General features: G+C 34.4%; 16 protein-coding genes. 3 read left to right on the forward strand and 13 right to left on the reverse strand.

Annotated elements, in window-relative coordinates:
• Nucleotides 1-160: 160 nt before the first annotated feature.
• The 6 genes from IP023_RS07690 to IP023_RS07715 all read right to left on the reverse strand — a co-directional run bounded on the left by IP023_RS07690 (nt 161) and on the right by IP023_RS07715 (nt 4,499).
• The gene (locus IP023_RS07690) at nt 161-655 is read right to left on the reverse strand and encodes a hypothetical protein (RefSeq protein ID WP_241789683.1); all 495 of its coding nucleotides are present in this window, start codon (nt 653-655) and stop codon (nt 161-163) included.
• Nucleotides 656-665: 10 nt separating this feature from the next.
• Entirely contained in the window at nt 666-1,217 is a 552-nt protein-coding gene (locus IP023_RS07695) for a CopD family protein (protein WP_241789684.1), read from the reverse strand.
• Nucleotides 1,218-1,349: 132 nt separating this feature from the next.
• Nucleotides 1,350-2,387: a uroporphyrinogen decarboxylase gene (gene hemE, locus IP023_RS07700; protein WP_241789685.1), complete on the reverse strand. Its 1,038-nt coding sequence runs from the start codon at nt 2,385-2,387 to the stop codon at nt 1,350-1,352.
• A gap of 6 nt (nt 2,388-2,393) precedes the next feature.
• The gene (locus IP023_RS07705) at nt 2,394-2,909 is read right to left on the reverse strand and encodes a hypothetical protein (protein ID WP_241789686.1); all 516 of its coding nucleotides are present in this window, start codon (nt 2,907-2,909) and stop codon (nt 2,394-2,396) included.
• 2 nt (nt 2,910-2,911) lie between these two features.
• On the reverse strand, nt 2,912-3,634 hold the full coding sequence (locus tag IP023_RS07710) for a response regulator transcription factor (protein ID WP_241789687.1): 723 nt from the start codon (nt 3,632-3,634) through the stop codon (nt 2,912-2,914).
• Nucleotides 3,624-4,499, reverse strand: coding sequence for a sensor histidine kinase (locus IP023_RS07715; RefSeq protein ID WP_241789688.1), 876 nt, complete (start codon nt 4,497-4,499; stop codon nt 3,624-3,626). Before IP023_RS07715 ends, IP023_RS07710 begins: the two co-directional genes overlap by 11 nt.
• 117 nt (nt 4,500-4,616) lie before the next feature.
• On the opposite strand from IP023_RS07715, the gene IP023_RS07720 reads away from it, so the two are divergent.
• Together IP023_RS07720 and IP023_RS07725 are read left to right on the forward strand one after the other, a co-directional pair.
• Nucleotides 4,617-5,318 (forward strand): YjjG family noncanonical pyrimidine nucleotidase, encoded by a 702-nt coding sequence (locus IP023_RS07720; protein WP_241789689.1) that lies wholly within the window; start codon nt 4,617-4,619, stop codon nt 5,316-5,318.
• A gap of 21 nt (nt 5,319-5,339) precedes the next feature.
• Entirely contained in the window at nt 5,340-6,977 is a 1,638-nt protein-coding gene (locus tag IP023_RS07725) for an amidohydrolase (protein WP_241789690.1), read from the forward strand.
• A gap of 34 nt (nt 6,978-7,011) precedes the next feature.
• Here IP023_RS07725 and IP023_RS07730 read toward each other — a convergent pair whose 3' ends face one another.
• Nucleotides 7,012-7,497 (reverse strand): peptide-methionine (S)-S-oxide reductase, encoded by a 486-nt coding sequence (locus IP023_RS07730; protein ID WP_241789691.1) that lies wholly within the window; start codon nt 7,495-7,497, stop codon nt 7,012-7,014.
• A 616-nt stretch (nt 7,498-8,113) separates the two neighbouring features.
• On the opposite strand from IP023_RS07730, the gene IP023_RS07735 reads away from it, so the two are divergent.
• Nucleotides 8,114-9,310, forward strand: a complete 1,197-nt coding sequence (locus IP023_RS07735) for an MFS transporter (RefSeq protein WP_241789692.1) — start codon at nt 8,114-8,116, stop codon at nt 9,308-9,310.
• A gap of 112 nt (nt 9,311-9,422) precedes the next feature.
• Here IP023_RS07735 and IP023_RS07740 read toward each other — a convergent pair whose 3' ends face one another.
• From IP023_RS07740 to IP023_RS07765, 6 genes are all read right to left on the reverse strand, one after another.
• Nucleotides 9,423-9,824, reverse strand: coding sequence for a hypothetical protein (locus IP023_RS07740; protein ID WP_241789693.1), 402 nt, complete (start codon nt 9,822-9,824; stop codon nt 9,423-9,425).
• Nucleotides 9,825-9,959: 135 nt separating this feature from the next.
• Complete coding sequence (locus IP023_RS07745; protein ID WP_241789694.1) at nt 9,960-10,499, reverse strand: DUF1573 domain-containing protein; 540 nt, start codon at nt 10,497-10,499, stop codon at nt 9,960-9,962.
• Nucleotides 10,480-12,612 (reverse strand): DUF4838 domain-containing protein, encoded by a 2,133-nt coding sequence (locus tag IP023_RS07750; protein ID WP_241789695.1) that lies wholly within the window; start codon nt 12,610-12,612, stop codon nt 10,480-10,482. The genes IP023_RS07745 and IP023_RS07750 overlap by 20 nt, the downstream gene beginning before the upstream one ends.
• The gene (locus IP023_RS07755; RefSeq protein WP_241789696.1) at nt 12,599-15,409 is read right to left on the reverse strand and encodes a tetratricopeptide repeat protein; all 2,811 of its coding nucleotides are present in this window, start codon (nt 15,407-15,409) and stop codon (nt 12,599-12,601) included. The genes IP023_RS07750 and IP023_RS07755 overlap by 14 nt, the downstream gene beginning before the upstream one ends.
• 21 nt (nt 15,410-15,430) lie before the next feature.
• Nucleotides 15,431-16,762 carry a glycosyltransferase family 2 protein gene (locus IP023_RS07760; protein ID WP_241789697.1) on the reverse strand — a complete coding sequence of 444 codons (1,332 nt, stop codon included), beginning with the start codon at nt 16,760-16,762 and terminating at the stop codon, nt 15,431-15,433.
• An 85-nt stretch (nt 16,763-16,847) separates the two neighbouring features.
• Complete coding sequence (locus tag IP023_RS07765; RefSeq protein WP_241789698.1) at nt 16,848-18,014, reverse strand: HEAT repeat domain-containing protein; 1,167 nt, start codon at nt 18,012-18,014, stop codon at nt 16,848-16,850.
• Nucleotides 18,015-18,138 lie beyond the last annotated feature (124 nt).

Consider the following 18,138-nt stretch of genomic DNA (forward strand, 5'->3'; position numbering starts at 1 on the left):
CGCTAAATTATAAGGGATACATGATTCACACCTATTAAAATAGTACACGATTGGCACCTTACTACATACCTTAGAAATAGGCATATCAGGGATAGCAACAACAAACAAAAGCCCCGAAAAGAATACTTCTTTTCGGGGCTTTTGTTAAACTATAATGTGCTTACCACAAATGGTAACGGACACCTAAAGAGATAAAATTGGGTGCTACCTCGTCGTTATTGAAGTCATATTTTACTTTATAAGCCCCATATAGAGAAAGTCTCACAGGTCTAAAGTAATAGCTTAGCCCCACTTGACCAGCACCATTAAAATAACTCGCTTGTGGCTCAGGACGGAGAATACCATCATCTTCCGTATCCCAATAAAAATTCTCTTCCACACCAACCCCTAAGAATACATTGAAGTCACTTTTCTTTTTATTCATAAAAGAATACAAATAATCAGCTCCTATACCGACATAATTTGTACGTCCGAACACTTGTGCTTGTAGAGCACTATGATTGTCGAGGTCATATTTACCTTGCATCCCAAAAGTATGCTTAGCATTGCTCGATGCTTGTATATCACCATAAAAACCAAATCCCCATTTATACTCTTGCGCATGGCTAGAAATAGCAAATAAAACAGCAAATGCGCCTAATATTATCTTCTTCATATAGAATAATTTAATTTACTTTTTCTCCTTTGGATTGACGATATTTTTTGTAAACCTTGATCAATAACATTAACGTAATAGCTAATCCTAATAATCCTACAACACCGAAAATCCAATTTAACGTAGATTTTAAAATTACTAAAAAAACAATGGCGAAGAGCAGAATAGTAGAAACTTCATTCCACATACGCAATTGCCCTGATGTCCATGTAGACTTCTCGTCACGCAGCTTATACATAAGCTGTTGAGACTTGAAATGATAGGCTACCATACAAGATACAAAAACCAACTTCAGCTGCATCCATCCCATACTTAATAAAGCAGGATTATAATGCAACATCAATAAGGCTGACAATATAGTAATGATCATCGCTGGAGTGGTAATCACCCACCACAATCGATTCTCCATGATCACAAACTGTTGATGTAAAATAGTATAAGCTTCGATTCCTTTATCCTTGGCTTCGGTATGATAAATAAATAATCGAGGCATATAAAAAAGACCTGCCATCCAACAAATAACAAATATAATATGGACTGCCTTGGCGTATAAATAAATCATAAAGTATATTTAGATATTAAGAGCTAAAATAATTAATTTATTCTATGATTCTTCGAATCAAAATATTTAATAAAAAATAAGGAGCAAATACGCTTTGCTCCTTATTCTATAGTAGACAGTAATCCAAAGAGATTAGTATCTAAATTCTTTGATGGTATCGATAGCGAATTTCACGTTATCAAAAGGCATATCTGGTGAAATACCATGTCCTAGGTTACAAATAAATCCTTTTTCACCACGCATACGCTCAAATAACTCATGAATCTTAGCTTTGATCACAGGCTTATTAGCATACATAATAAAAGGATCCAAGTTTCCTTGAACAGCGATTCCTTCCGGCAATGTTTTCTTTAAGTTCAACAAATCAGCATTCCAATCTACAGAAATAACATCAGGATTAGTCTCTACCATTAATGGCGCAAATACCGAAGCACCTTTAGCAAAAGAAATTACAGGAACTGTACGTTTCAAATTAGCGATGATGTATTTGTTGTATTTGTGCGAAAATTCAGTGTAATCATTCCATGATAATGCAGCAGCCCAGCTATCAAATAACTGAACAGCATTGACGCCAGCATCAATTTGCATATTTAAATAAGCAATGGTCAAATCAGCGATTTTTTGTAAGATCAAATGCGCCAATTGAGGCTCATTATTGAGCATCAATTTGGTAAGTTTAAAATCTCTAGAAGAACCACCTTCCACCAAATAACTTAATATCGTGAAGGGAGCACCGGCAAAACCTATTAAAGGAATAGAGCCTTGCAAACGCTGCTGTATCTCTTTGATAGCATCTGCTACATATTGCAATTTGTCAACACTCTCCGCACCAGCCAATTTTTGGGCATCGCCCAAATTACGAACAGGGTTAGAAAAACGTGGACCTACACCTTGCTCAAAAGAAAGATCTCCACCCATTGCTTCTGCAGTAACTAAGATATCCGAGAACAAAATAGCAGCATCAATACCTAAAAGATTTACAGGCAACATGGTAACATCTGCCGCAATCTCCGGTGTCTTACACATCTCTAAGAATGTATATTTATTTTTTATCTCCCAATATTCAGGCATAAAACGTCCTGCTTGACGCATCATCCATACAGGAGGTCTTTCCGTTAGCTGCGATGTGGCAGCTTTGATAAACAAATCGTTTTGTAAAATTGTACTCACTATTTCCTAATTATATTTTTTCACTTCGTATTTTATCTTATTCAAGATATCCTTTTGTCGCTCGGTAAGCTTTAGTTTTTCGCTTAGCTCTACGTATGCATTCACACGGTCGTACGCTTTCTTACGCAAGTTGATGTTGGCAAGATTGATCAAGACCATTGCTTTCTCGTTATCTCTCTTCCATGGTAGACGCGAAGCCAGCTGAAAATGAACCTCTGCTTCGTCGATTTTCCCGTCTTTGAGTGCAATATTACCCTGCATAAATTCGTAAAAATTACGTCTTCCTTTACGCAGATGGTCCGGATTCTTGATCTCCGCGAGCAGTTTTTTTGTTTTTTCGTAATCTTGATTATGAAAAGCCTGCGTGGCCAAAAAAACTGTACCTTCTCTGTATTGGCTCCAGACAACATACCCTACAATTCCTAACAGGTAAATTGTAACGTTATAGTATCCGTACACCAAACAATAAGCTATCGCTATCGCAGCAATAGCGATTATTATAAATCTACGCCTTGTATTCATTATTAATTTACAGAGCCTTCATCATTACTATCCGTAAACTTATATCCTACGCCACGAATAGAATGGAAATAAATTGGATTCTTTTGATCTGGTTCAAAATATTTACGGAAGGTCAATATAAAGTTATCAATAGTACGTGTCGATGGATATACATCATAATTCCAAACCGTCTCCAATATCTGCTCACGCGATACTGCTTCATTGCGACGCTCTATCAACAATTTCAAGAGCATAGTCTCCTTCTTAGTCAATGAAGTAACCGAGCCATCGCCTTGGTGCAATTCGTAGGAATTGAAATAGATCGTCTTATCACCAATAGTATAAGAGTTCAACTCTTTGAGATCATCACCTTTCATACCACGACGAATCAAATTACCTACGCGTAATATTAATTCCTCTAGGTTGAATGGTTTTACTAAGTAATCATCAGCACCTTTTTTAAGACCTGTAATACGATCCTCGCTACTATTTTTAGCTGTCAAGAACATAATAGGGACTTCAGTATTCTGAAGACGTATTGTTTCAGCTACTTGGAAGCCGTCGATTTCGGGAATCATGACATCCAAAATAATAAGATTGAAACGTTCTTCTTTAAATATTTTCAAGGCTTTTTTACCATCCGTAGCAGTAGTTACGCGGTAGCCTTCCAATTCTAGGTTCAGTTTTATAGCCTCTAATAAGTGCTCCTCATCTTCAACTAAAAGTATTCTTTGTTTAGTTTGCATAATTTTCAAATGTTACTTCAAAAATACTTCCAAAAGGATCGTTGTTTAATACCTTTATCGAAGCATCATGTTTTTGTAATACCGTTTTTACTATATATAACCCCAAACCAGTACCTTTGGTTTTGCGCGTAGACTCATTTCCTACGCGGTAAAATTTGTTAAAAATAAGCTTTTTTTCGTCATCAGGAATACCCACACCACGATCTGCGACAGCAAATATCAAATCTTTACCTTTTCGGCACAGTTTTACCTCTACATGAGCACAGGGTGGCGAATACTTAATGGCATTTTCGACGAGATTGGTTACTACATTGGTAATAGCAAATTTATCAGCATGCAGTACAATCCCTTCCTCTATCTGTGGTCTTAATATTTCGGTCTTACAAGAGTTCTTTTGCAAACGGTCTAGTATCTCATTCACTAGGGCCGAGAAGTCAAAATCCTCTTTAGGAAGATTAAAACTACGATTTTCTAATTTCGTCGCTAAGAGTACATTCTCGACTAAATAGTCAAGTCTTTCAATATCTTTCAACGAATTGCTAATAAAAGATTTTTGTTGCTCACGATCCAAATCACGCTTCAATATCGTTTGAAGGTATAACTTGACCGAAGCTAATGGGGACTTTAATTCATGCGTCACCGCTAACAAAAAATTCTGTTGTTGCTTAGCGTAGTAACGCTCGTGGCTCAAATGCTTTTTTAGACGGATAACACCAAGTACAAATATGACTAAAAAAATCATACCTTCACCGATTATCATCCCTTTGCGATCAGGCACATATTTAATAAACATATACCCCCAGCCTATCAGTTGGCATAACGCGTAAAAAACGAGTACATAAAACCAAAAAAACGCTCTCTTCATAAATCTCCTTTCAACAAAAATAGGCAAATCGCCTATCTTTAAGAAATGCTACAGATTTTATGACAATAATAGGAAAATCAATACTACAAAGCCTAATTCCCTTCTGTATATTTGTATATGTTTACACATAAAAAAGATATATTTTTCGACCTAGACCATACCATTTGGGATTTTGATAAGAATGCTGAAGAAACCCTTCATGAATTGTATTTTAAGTTCAAATTTGACGATTTGTTTCAGCAGCAAACTGCAGATAGATTTATTGAAGTATATACCGTTAACAACCACCGTGTATGGGATCTTTACCATCATGGAAAAATCGATAAAGCTACGCTTCGCAAACTCCGCTTTGCAGATACATTTACGCAGTTGGGTGTTGATCCAGATCTATTCCCTAGCTCTTTTGAGGACGAATATTTGGCAATATGTCCTACCAAAACAAACTTATTTCCACATGCTATCGAAACATTAGACTATCTAAAGGATAAATACTCCTTACACTTGATCTCTAATGGTTTCAAAGAAGCCTGCCAAAGCAAGCTACAGCATAGCAAATTGGGACCTTATTTTAAAACTATTGTCATCTCAGAAATATATGGCGTAAATAAACCTGACCCTCGTATATTTGAATATGCTTTAGATAATGGTAAAGCAGCTAAAGAATCCTCCATTATGATAGGTGACAATATTGATGCTGATGTTCGTGGTGCCCAAAATGTAGGTATGGATGCTATATTTTTCAATCCAATTGGTGTACAAAAGCCCAAAGACATCAACAATATGATCATTGACCTAAAAGAATTACAACAATTATTTTAAATTAATAAACGTCCTTTACATATGAAAAACACGGTATATTTAATTTTACTATTACTCTTTACGCGATGCACTACAAATACAGAAGTAGACTTAATAGTTTATAATGCAAAAATATATACCGTTGATTCTACTTTTTCTACAGCTGAAGCTTTTGCTGTCAAGAATGGTATATTTATCGATATTGGTAAATCCGAAGATATCCTAAAACGCTATAATGCAAAGGAAACAATAGATGCCCATCAAAAAGCAGTGTACCCTGGTTTTTATGATGCGCATGGTCATTCTTTCTTATATGCTCATGCCCTCCAGGAAGTAGATTTGACGGATGTAAAATCTATGGATGAATTAGTAGAACGCCTAAAAATATACAAGCAAAAAAATCCCGATAAAAAATGGATTGTTGGTGCCGGTTGGGATCAAAATATATGGGAAGACAAATCCTTTCCTACAAAAGATAGCTTAGATAAATACTTCCCCGATACCCCGATATTTTTATCGCGCATCGATTATCATGCTGCCCTAGTAAATGAAAAAGCATTAGAGATCGCACAAATAGATACTGTACAAATTGTCGAGGGAGGACTGATAGTCGGGGATACGACAGGCCATCCTACGGGCGTACTTATCGACAATGCTATGTTACTGGTTAAGAAGTTTATCCCTTTAGAATCAGAGAATGACTTATTAAGTTATCTACAACAGGCACAAGATTCTTTATTTGCTGTCGGATTAACAAGTATTGTAGATGCAGGATTGAACGAGGAACAATTAGATCATATAAAAACATTCTATCTCAATGATTCCCTTAAAATCCGGAATTATGCTATGATTTATGCGGAACCGCATAGAATAGAACGTATCATAAAAGAAGGTGTTTTTGAAACCGATAGATTATCTATCAAATCTATAAAATTTATGGCTGATGGAGCATTAGGATCGCGAGGTGCTGCATTATTAAGCAATTATAGTGACGATAGCACTAAAAGAGGATTTTTATTACATTCGCCAGAAGAATTTGATGTTTCCTTACAAAAATTAGCCGCAAGTCCATTTCAAGTCGCTATACATGCTATCGGTGACTCTGCCAACCGTCTAATATTGGACTTATATGGCAAACACCTCAAAGGCAATAATGACAGACGCTGGCGTATAGAACATGCCCAAGTCGTTTCGTTGGAAGATTTCATCAAATTTAAAACCTATCAGATTATACCTTCTATTCAACCAACGCATGCTACTTCGGATATGTCTTGGGCTGAAGATAGGCTTGGAGCAGAAAGAAACAAAGGCGCCTATGCCTACCGCACTCTTCTTGATGCCTACGGAAAAATAGCAATAGGCAGTGATTTTCCAATAGAGTCAATAAATCCATTGTATGGTTTTCATGCTGCCGTATATAGACAAGATAAAAATGGAAATCCTTCTAGTGGTTATCAAAGTGAACAACGAATAAGCCGAGAACAGGCCTTGAGGGGTATGACTATTTGGGCTGCTTATGCCTGTTTTCAAGAAGATAAGCGAGGTTCTATTGAGAAGGGTAAAGATGCCGATTTCGTCATTCTAGACAATGATATTATGACTACCGAATCGAGCAAGATTAGAGACACAAAAACATTAAGGACCGTAATCGCAGGAGAAACAGTATATAAAGCAAATTAAAATTAATGGATGCCTGAAGCACAACAGGTATCCATTAATAATCATCCCGCACAGATTTTGCAAATTGCGAACGAATAAGCCTTAATTTCGGACTTATATAGGTCTGACAAAAAGGTTTATTCTTATCTTTTTTATAATAATTGAGATATTGTTGAGTATTCAATCTAAAATCTACATAAGGCAGCACTTGTGTAATATAATCAACATGATCCACTATCCTAAAGCTATTGATAATGAATATAGCCTCCTCCCTATCCTGTTCTTCAAAATAATAAACTGCCGAACGATACTTGTGATGCATGCTATGATTGCTCGCACTACTATGTGTCAACAAATGTATCTCTATGAGCGTTTCAAAATCAATATCCTCATCATAATGTACGATCACACCTTCAGAAAAATTAGCATTAGGAGGCGTTGAAGATAACCAGCCCTGTTCTACTTTGTGCACCCCTTTCAAGGATTGAAATATTGCTTCTGTACACCAATGACAACCACCACCAAAACCTATTTTCCTCATATTAAAGTAGTATTTACTAATTATCGTATGAATAGTAAACAATAGAAAATACATTTTGTAGTAAAATAAGTAAAAAAAAAAATTAAGCTTAGGAAAGCTCTGAATTTACTACTTAATGCAATAGTTTAACCCCGATAGAAACTTGTTCTCTTGAGAAGATAGCTCATTTAAACATATAATAAATAGGTAAATACTATGAAACCGCAACTCCATTTTTAATCAATGTAAACAAAATAGAATAAACGGATTTGTAAGTACTGCATAAATTCATATTTTTGACCGATAGCAAATTACATTATTATATTGCCAGCATATATTTCTATGAAATAGTATAGCTAAAAAAACGATATTAATACAACGCAATCATTCTCATAATACTTATATTCTGGATTTATTACCTATAGGAATAGTATATAAAAATTTTATTTTAATAGTATTTGGGGTAATTAGGTCCTAAAACTAAAACAATATAAATGTATCATTTATTACTTAATAGCAATTCATAAAAGACGTCGACAAGCATACATTTCTATGTAGAAGAAATGATTAACACGAAGTACGGATCTCCCCATAATACTAATATCTACGCGCAATACTAATAAAAGAATACGCCTACATGCTGAATAAAACATTAAAAGAAAAGAATAAAACAATAGCCACTATTTTGGCCTTTGCTGTAATACCAATATCTGGATTAGCAACGGATATATACCTCCCGTCGATGCCCAATATGGGAATGGTATTAGGAGCTTCAGAAAGCCAAATTCAACTAACGCTATCTTTATTTTTAATAAGCTATGGTATAACCCAATTTTTCACTGGAGCAATAGTAGATACATACGGTAGATATAGGGTATCAATATTTTCATTATTCTTTTTCGTTCTGTCCTTTTGGATCACCGCCAACACCAGCAACCTATATTTAATCTACTTCATGCGAATAGTTCAGGGGATACTGTCAGGATTTGCTGTTGTTGCTAAACGGGCCTATTTTGTAGATGTATTTGAAGGAGAAGAAAGAAGACACTATCTGAGCATCATGACTATTGTTTGGTCACTTGCCCCTATTATAGCACCTTTTATAGGCGGTTTTTTGCAGATACATTTTGATTGGCAGGCAAATTTCAGCGCATTAGGAATCTATTGTTTAGTGGTATTAATACTAGAGCTTATATTTTCGGGAGAAACGATCAAAACACGTAATCCAATCAGTATTAACTTCCTGTTTACATCTTTCAAAGAGATGTTCAAAACGGTAGATTTCTTCTATGGGATGTTGATATGTGCTGTCAGCTATAGCTTAATAATGTTTTATAACCTTTGTGGCCCATTTATTATCGAGTCGACCTTAGGATATTCTGCTATTACTACGGGGTATATTTCCCTATTAATGGGCTTAGCATGGATGTGTGGCGGATTTTTTGGGAAAGCACTTATTAATAAAGCATTTTTACCGAAAATAAAAATGGCCAATTATTTGCAGGTATTATTCATTATTATCATGCTAGGAAGCTCATTTTGGATATCTACACTATATACCTTAGCCATTTTTGCTTTTTTGGTTCATGTAACAGCAGGATTTATGTTTAACAATTATTTTTCCTACTGTTTAGGAAGATTTCCACATGCCGCAGGAATAGCTGGAGGGCTCACGGGTGGCGTCACTTACGTCTTGACATCAGCAATCAGTTATACGGTTGTTACTTTCATGAAACCCGTATCCCAAGAAAACCTTGCCATCGGTTATTTTATAATAGCACTATTAGGGCTAGGCGTATTGATCATGATAAAAATCAGAAAGGCACACCATTAATCTAAATATTACAGTCATTATATCAAGACAAATGACAGCATAATGGTAAAGAGGAAGAAGTTTACTGCTAAGGCGATTTGGCAGCCTAATAGTTAGTTGTTGATTTTAGACATTAAAAAACGTAAAAAATAATCGTTGAGATAGCTATACCAATTAGTATTCCAATCAAAATCCATGTAAATTTTGAGCTTTCAACGACCTCCACTTTTTCTTTTCCTATTGTTTCTTTATTATAATCATAATACGCACGTAAATCATTCGCAACAATGACGACATCTATCGTTTTATCTAGCTCTTTACGTAAATAGAAAAAAGCTAATTCTGTAGATATATATCCAGCATTATTATCCTCTACATTCTGGTACTGCAAAAACTGCTCTAATGCAGCATCTGTATCTTCACCAAAGACAAAGTCCTTTTGTGAATAATTATTATTAACAACAGTATTCAATTTAGCTTCTACCTCAATCAATGTGGATAGTAACTCCTTTGAATTATATGATATTTGACTCATTTAAAAAGGCTAAATGTAAAAAAAGCAAAACTTTCATTAAATATTTGTCAAATATCACAATTTCATTACATTTTTCCTTGAATTAGTTTAATTATTATAAATAATAAAGTCCCTTTCTAATAATAAATAGTATAATTATTGAATACCCTTATTCAAATCCTCATCTAAATAATATCCTTTGGAGCTTTCATCTCCATCAACAAATTCCTTAATACCACCCGAAGCTTTTACCTCTTCGCTATACATTTCTTCATAATCTTTGGTATATAATGCATTTGGGACGACATTAATATCAAAGACCAATTCTTTAAATAATTCGTTTTCAAAATTACCATATAGTGTGATAAAATGTTTAACGTATCCTATATTCTTAGCACTGTTATAAGTTAAGGTAAGAATACGTTCTTTTCCCGGAGGAATAGTAAACATACCAAAGCCTTCTTCAACATTCAAACAACCGCAAGAAGTAATAATATCCGTAATTACCAAAGGATTTTTACCTGTATTTTTTAGCGTAAAGGATATATCCTTCAATTGCCCAGCAAGCACAGGGTAATAATGACGATTATTATCTTGTACTTCCATACTTGTTTTCTCTTTTGAAATATCTTTACAAGAGATCATTAGTACCATTACACTAAGTACAAACAAAAAATTAATATAACTGTATTTCATCGCTAGCAATTATTGATTTATTTACTTCTCTACTTTTATATATTTTTATTTCCAATTTTTTACCATTAGAAATAGCTATTTCTTTCTTAAGGTTTACGACATTCTCTTTATATTCGAAATCTGCAGCACCAAAAGTATGTACTATCTTGCCATCTATTAGTACTTCCACCATTTGGGGCGATAACATTCGATGCCTTTTATTAATCAAAAACGAAAGCTCTAATATAGCATCACGTTTAGTCAAGGTATTCAATTCACAACTCAAAAGAACATCTTCTCCTGCAAGAAACCACCCTTGATGAAAGTCAGATTCAAATCCTTTTATATTGTCATAAAGAAGACTCGAATGATCAATCTCTTCTCCGGAAAAAATCCCCTTAGCTTGGATTGATTTAATTTTATTAATCGGATAACGCTTTTTTTTGAGTACATCCCATTCTTTCAAAAATATCTTTAACTCGCCCTTCTCTTCTTTATAATTCAAAATATCATACGTCAATGCTTTTCTCAAACGTACTAAAGTAGCATCATTGTCAGAAGAGAACTCGATAATACCATTACTATTTTTCAAAAAGCCATTTTGCAAGCTCCCTTGATGATAATTCAATTGCAACTGCACATAACTAAGTGCACTTATTAACTGGTCTACCTGCTCATATTCATTGCCTTTCAATTGACCTTCTATAGCAATTAGATCTGCATAAAAGCGCTTAAACTTAGCGGGATTTAAATACGTCAACATCGCTGTACGAAAAGAACTATACATATCAATATTCATATTTCGATCATACATCCCTTTTTCCATATCAAGGAAATAATCCGAAATCAGTGTACCACTAACCGGATAAAATCGTTCATAATAACGCTTTACCAAATCATTAACTGATAATGACGGATCAATCATTATTGCACTAAGCACATATGTTTTGACATCATCAAATGGCGCATAATCGTATCCACTACCATTCATAAATATACCGTCTACTCCTTCATTTTTAAAAAATAGAAGCTGCTCTTGGACACGCATTAGATTTGGGAAAGGCGTCAAATATTCATCAAAATTTGAAATATAATCCCACAAATATACAGCCGGTGTTTTTTTCTTCCATTGCCCTAGCAACGTAGAAAAACGACGAACATGGCTATTTCCTTTATCCAAAATTGGCGCCTTCGAAATATTTACTGTACTTAGCAAAACTCCAGTATTCGGTGCCATGTTCACTAAAGGTACTTCTTCTGTTGTACGATATCCAATCGTATAAAAATGATCCTTGGGAAATTGCTCTCCCAGTTGATTCATTAATGCAATAACAGCAGGCGTAGCATTATTGGTTTTATTCCCTAGTTTTAAACACGCATCGCACATACATACCTTATCATTATCATTTGGAGAAATCGTAAACCATTGTGGATTACGATTATCAATCCCATGATTATCTACAATATATTGTACAATAGCATTCTTTGTTTCTATTGCTGAAAAACAATATTGCTCGTTGTCGCGTTTTCCACCTACTAAAGCATATATATTATTGCTGTATCCTACCGGGAATACTTTCCCAAGGTTATGTCCCCAAATACTCCAGTCACGATCTACATTATTAGTAAACAACATTCCAGAAATATCTTGATCCATATTTGGTCTTAAATGTGGATCTCTATACTGAAATGCAAAATTTACTTTTCCTGTTTTAAAATCTACATAATTAGGGACCAAATCAGAAACATCCAATTGATGATATATCGCCATATAATCAATCAGCATATACGAAATCCAACGTAAGACGGCTCTATCTTTACCATAGATAGAGAGTTGACCTTTTGCGTTGATGATTTCGTAATCGCAATCTAAATCAGGCACTATTTCTATATAAATCTTGCTCCTCTCAAAACTAGAATCCTCCTGCTCGGTATAAGCTATCGCCAGCTTTTCCTTATTAAGGTTTCTCTTATCAAGATGGTAGAAAAAATATTTAGCGGCTTCTAAACTAGCTGCATCACCATTTGAAAGAACTAATAATTTATTGTCCGAAAAATCAAATCCTTCTGCCTGGCTGATAGATGTTCCAAATAGATAAAATAATAATGCTAAAAAGGCACTAAAACGATACATTCAGCTGAAAATATAAATTATAGAAATCCCTAAAGGACGAAGGAGATAGTACAGATTCTCCTCTAAAATTATACCATGTTCCCATTACACTAGCACCTATATTCTTCGCCAAAGATCGCCCTACTCCGGCCCCTACCATTGCATTAAATACGCTAAAGCTATTATAAAATTGATTATTCAACAATTCAATATCTGGAGAGTTACCAACACTTCCTACAGCAAGTAAATAATTCTTTGGATTGTTCATAAAGTACTGTCCTTTTAGTCCGACGCTGTATAAATATATACGTTCACCATCACTATCTAAAAGGAAATTATTCAACTTAGCAGACAATTTGAAATCTTCAAAATCCTTCGTTAATCCTACATTGAGGTTGAATAAATTTTGCTCCGTATACAATGCTCTAAAACCGAGCCCGACTTCGGCTTGCCAAGTAGGCTTAAAGTCGTATAAAGCGGTGGCATTAGCCATTACTTTAGCAAAATATTTATTTGATAAAGCTAAATCGATACGCGTAGAAAGCTTTGTCCCCCAAGGTTGTGTCCATTCTACTTGCCCTTGAATACCTTTACCATCTTCTCGTCCAGCATAATTTGCTCGCGCAACGTAGGATGATCCATTCGAATTAAGCCGACTATATTCAAAAGTAGAGATAGATGAAATAGCGTATCCATCACCAAATCTAGCACGCAAGTGTGAAATACTTATATTATTATGATACGTTTTAGAGGCTAAGAAATTCAAATGGCTTTTAAAATCATCGAGTTCCAATAGCGATGGTTCAAAAAACTGTTGATATACATACGCTGAGTCATAATTTTTCAATCCTTCATACGCTAGGCCCTTCATATACTTTAAAGACTTATTGTCCTTATAATATAGAGCAGTATCTAAGACAATTAATGCCGTATTAAAATCTTTGTATTTTAACAATTGGCCTGCATATTCTTCTGTTGAATTAATGAAACTATTTACCAATGGCTCATGATAAGATTTTGTCTGTACTTCCTTATGCAACATCGCCCAAGAATCTTCAAAATTAGCCGGTACTTGATTCAAAGCTTCAGCCAATTTTATTTTGAAAAACACATCCTCTTCATACTCGCTTTCTGCAATTCGCGCATAGCGCAACATTCCATCGGTATCTTTCAATTGGTAACATAGATTAATCATATAAAGAAGAGCTTCTTTATTATTTGTATCCATCGATAACCAACGCTCACATAATCTTTTTGCTTCAGGTAATTTATATTCCTCACGTAAGCTTTTAACCCGTGAAAGAAGTAAATCATTATAACCACTTAATAAACGGGCTCTATCGTCCTCCATTGCCAACCCTAAAACCTGCTCATAGATACTAATTGCAGATTCGTGATCTCCAAGTTTATCATATAAATCAGATTTCTTAAGCATCAAATCTATATTACTAGGCTGATCTAATAACATATCATCCAATACATTTATGGCCTCTTGCAATCTATTGCCAGAAACATAGGTGTTATAAAGGCCTCTTTTTGCTAATGCAATAGCTTCCATATCTCCAAAGCGGATAATTTCTTTCCAATTTCTATTGGCTTCCTCTATGTTTTCATCTTGCATATTAGCTTTCGCCTCTTGGGTCAAAACGCTAATGTATGCATCGCGAAGGTCACTATCCCCTGGGTACTTCATGAAATATTCACGCGTAAGAGATGCTATTTTAGCCTTATCTCCTAACCGCTTATAAAGAGTCAATTCTCGCATATCCAACTCTTTTCTATCACCAACACTTTTCCTATGTTTTTTTACCAAAAGAATAGCTTCTTCATATTGTTGCTTGGATACTAAATCATTAAACACATAATCAAAGGCTTCTTTATTACTGGGTGCTATCTCAAAAGTCTTACCATATAAACTTGCAGGATCATTTTGTTTAGCACTTCTGGCAGCTTCTAACAAGAAATAATTGTATTGTGAACGTGGAGCACCTCCTTTTTTCATTTGTTGTTCTAAAAAAGAAAGTACTTCAGGAAAGCGTTTTTGATGTTCCAAAATAGCGATCTTTTTCTGTACAAAATAGTCACTATTAGGAAAGTTATTAAGTCCTCTTTCTGTATAGACTAAAGCATTATTATAATCGCCTGCTTTTATATAATTATCAATTATAGATTGGTAAGAATCTTGTTTATTAGGCTCTGTAGCAATGCGGCTTTTAGCATAATCAATAGCTTGATCTACTTTACCTGCTTTTTGAACAGCAATTTGACGCTGTTCTAAAATATACATCTCATCTTTCTTAAAGTCATTATCTTCAGGATAAATCTGAGAAATACGCTTTAATAAACGATCTGCTTCAACATGATTACCGACCGTACGGTACAAATCAATCTTTTTACGCCAAAGTCCTTTCCAATATGGGTTGACCTCTAATAGCTCATTGATATAACATATAGCACTTGAGTAACGCTTAGTTTCTGTTTCTACCGTCACTAATAAATGCTTAGCATCTACCATATCAGGCATAATTTCCAATGATTTCACCAGTTGAAAACGGGCTTTATCGTATTGTTTTGTATTTAAATAATACTTGCCCAGAAGCATACGTATATCTGCATCTTTAGGATTTTTTTCAAGGATAGCTTCCGCTTTCCCTTTCCCTTCTTCCCACTTTCCTTGGTTATATAAACCATTTATTTCCTTTACTTCATCATTGCGCTCAGCAGAAGATTCAACCCGCTGTGCAAAAGCAAATTGATGTATGGAACATATACAACAAATAACAGTTAATATTTTGACTTTTTTTACTAGCTCAAACATTTTTTTATAGGTATAAAAATACTATGATGGAAAGAAACCTTCTCTTCGCATCGATCCCCATTTAATGGTTTTTCGTGTTAAATATTGGAAATATCCTTGCAATGTAAAGATGACAACAAGAGGGTGATAGACAACAGCCTCGATCGCTGCGAATAAAACAAGCTTGAGATATTGCCAAAAGTTCTTGTACAATTTACCCAATACAAGGTCATAGGATACCGTAATAATAGATACCGATAAACCTATTAAATAAGCATAAGCGACCATCATCCAAAAAGTATCGAAATTTACCTGACTTGTAATTAATAAGAACAACAGATAAAGCAATCCTAATACCTCAATAATTGGGGCCAGAAATTCGAAGAAAATGATATATGGCATTATAACAAAACCTAATCTGCCATAGTTCTTATTAAGAAAGAACTTTTTATGATCTAGGATACATTGAATCATTCCCCTTCCCCATCGCGTACGCTGACTTTTTAAGAACTTAATAGTTGAAGGACCTTCCGTCCAACACAAACTATATGGACATTGCACAATACGATACGGTTTTTTATTCTCCCGCATATAGGCAATCATCCGTAGCGTCATATCCATATCCTCGGCATGGGACTCAGAGTCAAAACCACCAGCAGAAAGCACTATTTCTTTATTAAATAAACCGAATCCACCAGAAACATTGGTTACCACATTTATCATAGACATACCCATCTTAGATACCAAGTAGGATCTAAGGTATTCTGTTTCTTGAAAAAGAGGAATAATTCTATTGGGGGGATTAAACTCCGAAATACGACCATTCTCCAATACACATCCATTGGACATTCGCATCGTTGCTCCAACAGCGATTACTTGTTTATCTGAATCTAAAACCGGAAGGATAATTTTGCTTAATGTGTCTTTTGCTAAAATACAATCTACGTCAGTGTTAACAAAATAATCAAACTGTGCTACATTTATACCGGCATTCATCGCATCCGCCTTTGTTCCTCCGTTAAATTTATCGACAACAATCAACTTGTTGTACAGCGGATTACGAGAACGCAATACTCTTTTCACAGGCTTACACGCGATTTTATAAATATAATAATACGGAACCTCTTCTAATTCAAACTCCCTGATTAATATTCCCAAGGTAGAATCTTTACTACCATCATTTACGATAATAACTTCAAAATTTGGGTAATCAAGATTTAATAAAGAAGAAACACTATCATAAATAATCACTTCCTCGTTAAAGGCTGGAGCTACAATTGATATACCCGGGGCAGCATCTGGAAATTCATTCAGGTACTCTTCTTCTCTCTTTGTATACCGATATTTATATCTAATAGTATTATAATAACTCATTACCATCAAGCATAAATAAATTAAAGCCAGAATGGTAGCGTAAAAATAAATTAGATAAGAATAAAAATAATTCATAAATTAAATATTAAACTGGTAATATTTCTCTCTCCGAGATAACATGATTCAACAAAGTATCTTCTACTTGATTATTTTTCGCATTCTGTTGGAGATTATTAAGTATGCGTTTTCCTTGTTCACCATGATTCTTAATCGCTCTAGCAATTACCATTTTTATGTTTGATTCTTCTGTAGACTTATAGGTTTCAGTCAAGAAATTCAAAGAAGTTTCGTCTTTTAGTGTACCTAAAGCCACTATAATAGCGTCCCTCACTAATGTTGATTCTATAGAAAAACGATTGATCAAATAAGGAATACATTCTAGGTCACCAAGATTGCCAATAGTCTTAACAATCTGTGCACGAATCAACACATTTTCTTGCTTATCTAACATAAGCAACAAGGTAGGAATGGCTTCATGCTGCTTAAAGAAAGCTACCTCACGTAGAATAAAAGTTATATAATCTATATTTTTAGTGTTATTTATCCAACGTAATAGATTAGGTAATTTAACTTCCTTATCACGTTTGATCAATGTGGAGTGAAGACGTAACTTATCTAACTGCGTGAAAGACTCATCAAAATTATCTTCCATAAATTTGAATGGGTCATAATTGTCATTACCTGTATATAACTCCCTAGCAGTTTTTCGTAAATGCTTATCTTTATGAAAAGTAGAGCGGTGAAGCGTACCGATATCTACTCCATTATCGATCTGCCCAACTACTAACATCGCTTCACGACGTCTAGAAAGTCTAGATCTTTTTATTCTTTTCTCCCAAAATCCCATTATACGAAGTGCTTCTAAGCAAGTCTTATAATTGATCTTATTCAACGAACCTTCTTTATCCAGTGTATTTTTTACGTTAAGCACGATATCAGTCAATATATCACCTCTCCAGGATTTCGTTCTACTGACTTCATATTGAAGTAACTCTTTTATTTCACTTAATTCATAGTTCGTTTTACTCTTCATTATAAAGAACAATTTGTCTTCAAAAAAATCTGTGGTAACCTTTATTCTTTTATCTCTTCTATTAACTTTATAAGCTGCTAAAATTAGGCTTATGAATCCGATTAATGTCACGATCGCCAAAATAGCAACCATAATCACTGTCAAACGAATAATCAAAGGATATCCACTAAAGACAGATCCAAAGTAACTCAAGTAATACAAATAATAATCAAAATACATAATTATATATTTTATTTTAAAAATCGTTAAACGTCAATATTTAATTAAAAAATAAGTATTGTATTTTTATCTTAAAAAGATATACAATTACTTATTAGAATAATCCAATTATGAAAAACACTAT

Origin of the sequence: Sphingobacterium rhinopitheci (assembly GCF_022627575.1) — a bacterium.
Lineage (GTDB): Bacteria > Bacteroidota > Bacteroidia > Sphingobacteriales > Sphingobacteriaceae > Sphingobacterium > Sphingobacterium rhinopitheci.

Coding starts and splice junctions, on each gene's coding strand:
- IP023_RS07690 (WP_241789683.1), bottom strand. CDS start 655: ATGAAGAAGATAATATTAGGCGCATTTGCTGTTTTATTTGCTATTTCT.
- IP023_RS07695 (WP_241789684.1), bottom strand. CDS start 1,217: ATGATTTATTTATACGCCAAGGCAGTCCATATTATATTTGTTATTTGT.
- IP023_RS07705 (WP_241789686.1), bottom strand. CDS start 2,909: ATGAATACAAGGCGTAGATTTATAATAATCGCTATTGCTGCGATAGCG.
- IP023_RS07710 (WP_241789687.1), bottom strand. CDS start 3,634: ATGCAAACTAAACAAAGAATACTTTTAGTTGAAGATGAGGAGCACTTA.
- IP023_RS07715 (WP_241789688.1), bottom strand. CDS start 4,499: ATGAAGAGAGCGTTTTTTTGGTTTTATGTACTCGTTTTTTACGCGTTA.
- IP023_RS07720 (WP_241789689.1), top strand. CDS start 4,617: ATGTTTACACATAAAAAAGATATATTTTTCGACCTAGACCATACCATT.
- IP023_RS07725 (WP_241789690.1), top strand. CDS start 5,340: ATGAAAAACACGGTATATTTAATTTTACTATTACTCTTTACGCGATGC.
- IP023_RS07730 (WP_241789691.1), bottom strand. CDS start 7,497: ATGAGGAAAATAGGTTTTGGTGGTGGTTGTCATTGGTGTACAGAAGCA.
- IP023_RS07735 (WP_241789692.1), top strand. CDS start 8,114: ATGCTGAATAAAACATTAAAAGAAAAGAATAAAACAATAGCCACTATT.
- IP023_RS07740 (WP_241789693.1), bottom strand. CDS start 9,824: ATGAGTCAAATATCATATAATTCAAAGGAGTTACTATCCACATTGATT.
- IP023_RS07745 (WP_241789694.1), bottom strand. CDS start 10,499: ATGAAATACAGTTATATTAATTTTTTGTTTGTACTTAGTGTAATGGTA.
- IP023_RS07750 (WP_241789695.1), bottom strand. CDS start 12,612: ATGTATCGTTTTAGTGCCTTTTTAGCATTATTATTTTATCTATTTGGA.
- IP023_RS07755 (WP_241789696.1), bottom strand. CDS start 15,409: ATGTTTGAGCTAGTAAAAAAAGTCAAAATATTAACTGTTATTTGTTGT.
- IP023_RS07760 (WP_241789697.1), bottom strand. CDS start 16,762: ATGAGTTATTATAATACTATTAGATATAAATATCGGTATACAAAGAGA.
- IP023_RS07765 (WP_241789698.1), bottom strand. CDS start 18,014: ATGTATTTTGATTATTATTTGTATTACTTGAGTTACTTTGGATCTGTC.